Here is a 5,563-nt window from a genome sequence, read left to right as displayed (position 1 = left end):
GCCTGCAGTTCAACCAGAGTTGCCAGAAGCTGTTGTAACCGATAAAGGTGAACCTGCAGTTCAGCCTGAATTACCAGAAGCTGTTGTGAGTGACAAAGGTGAGCCAACTGTCCAACCCGCTTTACCGGAAGCTGTAGTAACTGAAAAAGGGGAACCTGCAATTCAGCCAGAGTTACCAGAAGCTGTAGTAACTGAAAAAGGGGAACCTGCAGTCCAACCTGAATTGCCGGAAGCTGTTGTAAGTGACAAAGGCGAGCCTGCAGTCCAACCAGAGTTTCCCGAAGCTGTAGTAAGTGACAAAGGCGAACCTGCAACCCAACCTGCCTTACCAGAAGCTGTAGTAACTGAAAAAGGGGAACCTGCAATTCAGCCAGAGTTACCAGAAGCTGTAGTAACTGAAAAAGGTGAACCTGCAGTCCAAGCAGAGTTACCAGAGGCTGTAGTAACCGACAAAGGCGAACCAGAGATTCACCCAGCGTTACCAGAAGCAGTTGTAACTGACAAAGGTGAGCCTGAACAGGTAGATCCACTTCCTGAATATAAGGGGAATATTGAGCAATTAAAACCTGAAACTCCGATTGAGAAGCCGAAAGAAACAGATCCAGAAAAAACACTCGAATTAAGAAATGTTTCGGATATTGAATTGTACAGCCAGACGAATGGGAATTATAAACAACATATCTCATTGGATGGAATTCCAAAGAATACGGATAATTACTTTGTCAAGGTAAAATCTTCGGCATTTAAAGATGTCTATCTACCAGTCGCTTCAATTACTGAAGAGGAAAGAAATGGTCAGCCAGTTTATAAAATTACAGCTAAGGCTGAGAAACTCCAGCAAGAGCAGAACAATAAATATGTCGACCATTTCACCTTCTACCTCGATAAGAAGTCTAAAGAGGAAAATACAAACTTTACTTCCTTTAGTAATCTGGTCAAAGCTATAAACCAAAATCTCTCTGGAACCTATCATTTAGCAGCTAGCCTGAATGCTAACGAAGTGGAGCTTGATCCTGATGATAAATCCTATATCAAGGGAACCTTTACTGGTCATTTGATTGGAGAAAAAGATGGTAAGAAGTATGCTATCTATAATTTGAAAAAACCTCTGTTTGAAAACTTGAATGGTGCTACAGTAGAAAAACTGAGTCTAAAAAATGTTACTATTTCAGGGAAAAATGATATTGCTTCACTGGCAAATGAAGCTATGAATGGCACAAAGATTAAACAAGTTCATGTCGATGGTGTTCTGGCTGGAGAACGTGGTATCGGTGGTTTGTTGGCTAAGGCAGACCAATCAAGCATCACAGAGAGTAGTTTCAAGGGAAGAATTGTCAATACCTATGAAACAACTGATGCCTACAATATTGGCGGTCTGGTCGGTCATTTAACAGGAAAAAATGCGTCTATTGCTAAATCCAAAGCGACAGTAACCATTTCGTCAAACACCAATAGATCAGATCAGACTGTCGGTGGTCTTGCAGGTCTAGTAGACCAAGATGCGCATATACAGAACAGTTATGCGGAAGGTGATATCAACAATGTCAAGCACTTTGGTAGAGTTGCGGGTGTGGCTGGATATTTGTGGGATCGAAAGACGAATGAGGAACAGCATGCAGGAAGATTGACCAATGTACTAAGTGATGTCAATGTAACCAACGGGAATGCTATTACCGGTTACCACTACAATGGAATGAAGGTGAAGGATACATTCAGCAGCAAGGCGAACAGAGTATACAATGTCACCTTGGTTAGGGATGAAGTCGTCAGCAAAGAATCCTTTGAAGAAAGAGGAACAATGCTAGATGCTTCTGAAGTGACTAATAAAAAAGCAGAAATCAATCCTCTCACTCCTCCAACAGTGGAGCCCCTTTCAACAAGTGGTAGTAAAGAAAGTGATTTTTCTAAGGTGAAGCATTATCAAGCTAACCGTGCTTTGGTTTATAAGAACATTGAAAAATTGTTACCTTTCTATAACAAGGCGACCATCGTGAAATACGGAAACCTGGTTAATGAGAACAGTCTCTTATATCAAAAAGAACTCTTGTCCGCAGTTATGATGAAGGATGACCAAGTAATCACAGATATTGTTTCTAACAAACAGACTGCAAATAAACTCTTGCTTCACTATCAGGACCATTCATCTGAGAAGCTCGATCTCAGATACCAGACTGATTTTGCTAAGTTGGCAGAATATAGCTTAGGGGATACAGGACTCCTCTACACTCCAAATCAATTCTTGTATGACCAAGACTCTATCATAAAGCAAGTCTTACCTGACTTACAAAAGGTTGACTATAAGTCGGATGCCATCAGAAAGACACTCGGAATTTCTCCAGATGTCAAGCAAACTGAGCTCTATCTGGAAGACCAGTTCGTCAAAACAAAACAAAATTTGGCAAACAGTTTGAAAAAACTCTTGTCAGCAGATGCTGGACTTGCTGGTGACAACCCAGTTACCAGAGGCTATCTTGTAGATAAAATCAAGAACAATAAGGAAGCCTTGCTACTCGGTTTAACTTATTTAGAACGTTGGTATAACTTTAGCTATGGTCAAGTGAATGTCAAAGACCTGGTGATGTATCGTCCAGACTTCTTTGGTAAAGGAAATACTTCACCATTAGATACTCTGATTGAGTTAGGGAAATCAGGATTTAATAATCTGCTTGCTAAAAACAATGTCGATACTTATGCTATCAGTCTTGCCAGCCATCATGGAACGACAGATTTGTTTAGCACGTTGGAAAATTACCGAAAAGTCTTTTTACCAAACACTAGCAATAATGACTGGTTTAAAAAACAGACCAAAGCTTTCATTGTCGAAGAAAAATCCACTATTGCAGAGGTCAAAGCCAAGCAAGAGCAAGCAGGGACTAAGTATTCTATCGGTGTTTATGACAGAATTACTAGTAGTACTTGGAAATACCGCAATATGGTCTTGCCTCTCCTTACCTTGCCAGAAAGATCTGTATTTGTCATCTCAACCTTGTCTAGTCTAGGATTTGGCGCTTACGATCGCTACCGCAACAGCGATTATAAGGCTGGAGATGAACTCAATAAGTTTGTTGAAGATAATGCGCGTGAAACAGCCAAACGTCAGCGAGATCACTATGATTATTGGTATCGTATTTTAGATAAAGAAGGACGTGAAAAGCTCTATCGTACAATTTTACTTTATGATGCCTATAAGTTTGGAGATGATACAACATCTGGAAAAGCTACAGTTGAGGCTAAGTTTGATAGTACCAATCCGGCGATGAAGAATTTCTTTGGTCCAGTGGGGAATAAAGTAGTTCACAATCATCATGGTGCTTATGCAACTGGAGATGGCGTTTACTATATGTCCTATCGTATGTTAGACAAGGATGGAGCCATTACTTATACCCATGAGATGACCCATGATTCAGATCAGGATATTTACCTTGGTGGCTATGGTCGAAGAAGCGGCTTAGGACCGGAGTTCTTCGCAAAAGGCTTATTGCAAGCTCCTGACCAACCAAGTGATGCAACCATTACCATCAACTCTATCTTGAAACATAAAACATCAGATAGTACAGAAGGCCAGCGATTGCAAGTACTTGATCCAACTACAAGATTTAATGACGCAGCAGATCTTCAGAACTACGTCCACAATATGTTTGATGTCGTTTACATGTTGGAATATCTCGAAGGGCAATCTATCGTGAAACAGTTAGATGCTTATCAGAAAATGACGGCCCTGAGAAAAATCGAGAATAAATACGTGAAAGATCCTGCAGATGGAAATGAGGTTTACGCTACTAACGTTGTACAAAATCTGACAGAAGAAGATGCCAAAAAATTGACTACCTTTGATAGTTTAATTAAAAATAATATCTTGTCAGCTCGTGAATATAAGTCTGGGGAATATGAAAGAAACGGTTACTATACGATTAAACTCTTCGCCCCAATCTATTCGGCTCTGAGCAGTAAGGGAACTCCGGGTGATTTGATGGGACGTAGGATTGCTTATGAACTTCTGGCTGCCAAAGGTTTTAAGGATGGAATGGTACCTTATATCTCAAACCAATACGAGGAAGTTGCTAAACAACAAGGGAAAACTATCAATCTTTATGGTAAAGAACGAGGATTGGTGACAGATGATCTTGTTTTGGAAAAGGTATTTGAAGGTAAGTATAAAACTTGGGCAGAATTTAAGACAGCTATGTACCAAGAACGGGTGGGTCAGTTTGTAAACTTGAAAAAGGTGACCTTCAACGATCCAACCAAATCTTGGGCAAGTTTTGCAAGAAAGACGATTCATAGTGTAGAAGAACTGCAGCGATTAATGGACGAAGCTGTCCGTAAGGATGCAGATGAGAATCGTTATTCTTGGGACAACTATAATCCAGAATATGATAGTGCAGTTCATAAGTTAAAGAGAGCAGTGTTTAAGGCCTATCTAAATCAAACTGATGATTTTAGAAGTTCAATTTTCGAAAATAAAAAATAGTGTTTACTATTAGGAAATAAAATTAAAGAAGGTGATTACGCTTGTCATTATTTAAAAAAGAACGGTTTTCAATCCGAAAAATCTGTGGGATTGTTGGTTCATTTTTACTCGGAAGTATCTTGGTTGCACCGTCAGTCATTCATGCTTCTACCTATCATTACATTGAAAAAAGCGCTCTTACAAAGGAAGAACAAAGAAAGATTCAAGCAGGAATTCCTACTGATAATGAGGTAATTTATGCTCTTATTTATCAGCAGGAAGCTCTTCCTGCAGCAGGTTCATCTACTTCTGTGCTTACAGCTTTAGGACTATTAGCTGTTGGTAGTTTAGTCCTTTTGGTTCATAAAAAGAAAAAAGTTAGTAGTTTGTTCTTAGTTACTACTATCGGAATGATTAGTCTTTCTAGTATGCAAGCTCTCGATATAAGCAATCCTTTGAAAGCTCCAAGTAATGAAGGAATAGTTCAAATTGCTGGATATCGTTATATTGGATACTTACCGCTTGATGATGATGCAATTTCAGAAATTCAACATAAGAATGAGGGGACAAAAAATGTTCCAGTATCTGAAATTCAAAGTATTCCTAATGAAGCGCCTAAAGCAGAAAAACCAGAACATACAGCACCAGTTGGTGGTAATCTGGTTGAGCCCGAAGTTCATGAAAAACCAGAATATACTGCACCGGTAGGAACAGTTCCTGATATGGCTCCTAAAGCTGAGAAGCGAGCATACACTGAGCCTGTAGGTATGGCTCCAGACGAAGCACCTAAATCAGAGAAACCAGAGTACACTAAACCAGTGGGTACAGTTCCAGACGAAGCGCCTAAGGCTGAGAAACCAGAGTACACTCAACCTGTGGGTACAGTGCCTGACGAAGCACCTAAAGCAGACAAGCCAGAATACACTGAACCCGTAGGCACAGTCCCAGATGAGGCTCCTAAAGCAGAGAAGCTAGAATATACAGCACCAGTTGGTGGTAATCTGGTAGAACCTGAGGTTCAACCAGCCTTACCCGAAGCTGTTGTAACTGATAAAGGTGAACCGGAAGTTCAACCAGCCTTACCCGAAGCTGTTGTGACTGACAAAGGCGAAC

At 40.3% G+C, this 5,563-nt stretch carries 2 protein-coding genes; both read left to right on the top strand.

The features are described 5' to 3' along the window. Positions 1 to 4,471 (top strand): ZmpA/ZmpB/ZmpC family metallo-endopeptidase (locus RQ973_RS09390; protein ID WP_311523826.1); only part of this gene is annotated, 4,471 nt, incomplete at its 5' end. A 41-nt stretch (positions 4,472 to 4,512) separates the two neighbouring features. Further along, positions 4,513 to 5,563, top strand: a 1,051-nt coding sequence (locus RQ973_RS09385) for an SIALI-17 repeat-containing surface protein (protein ID WP_311523825.1), incomplete at its 3' end; no start/stop codon positions are given.

The sequence above is a fragment of the uncultured Streptococcus sp. genome (assembly GCF_963511325.1).
GTDB lineage: Bacteria > Bacillota > Bacilli > Lactobacillales > Streptococcaceae > Streptococcus.
Note: the sequence above shows the minus strand (reverse complement) of the source record. Positions and strands in the feature narration are given on the sequence as shown.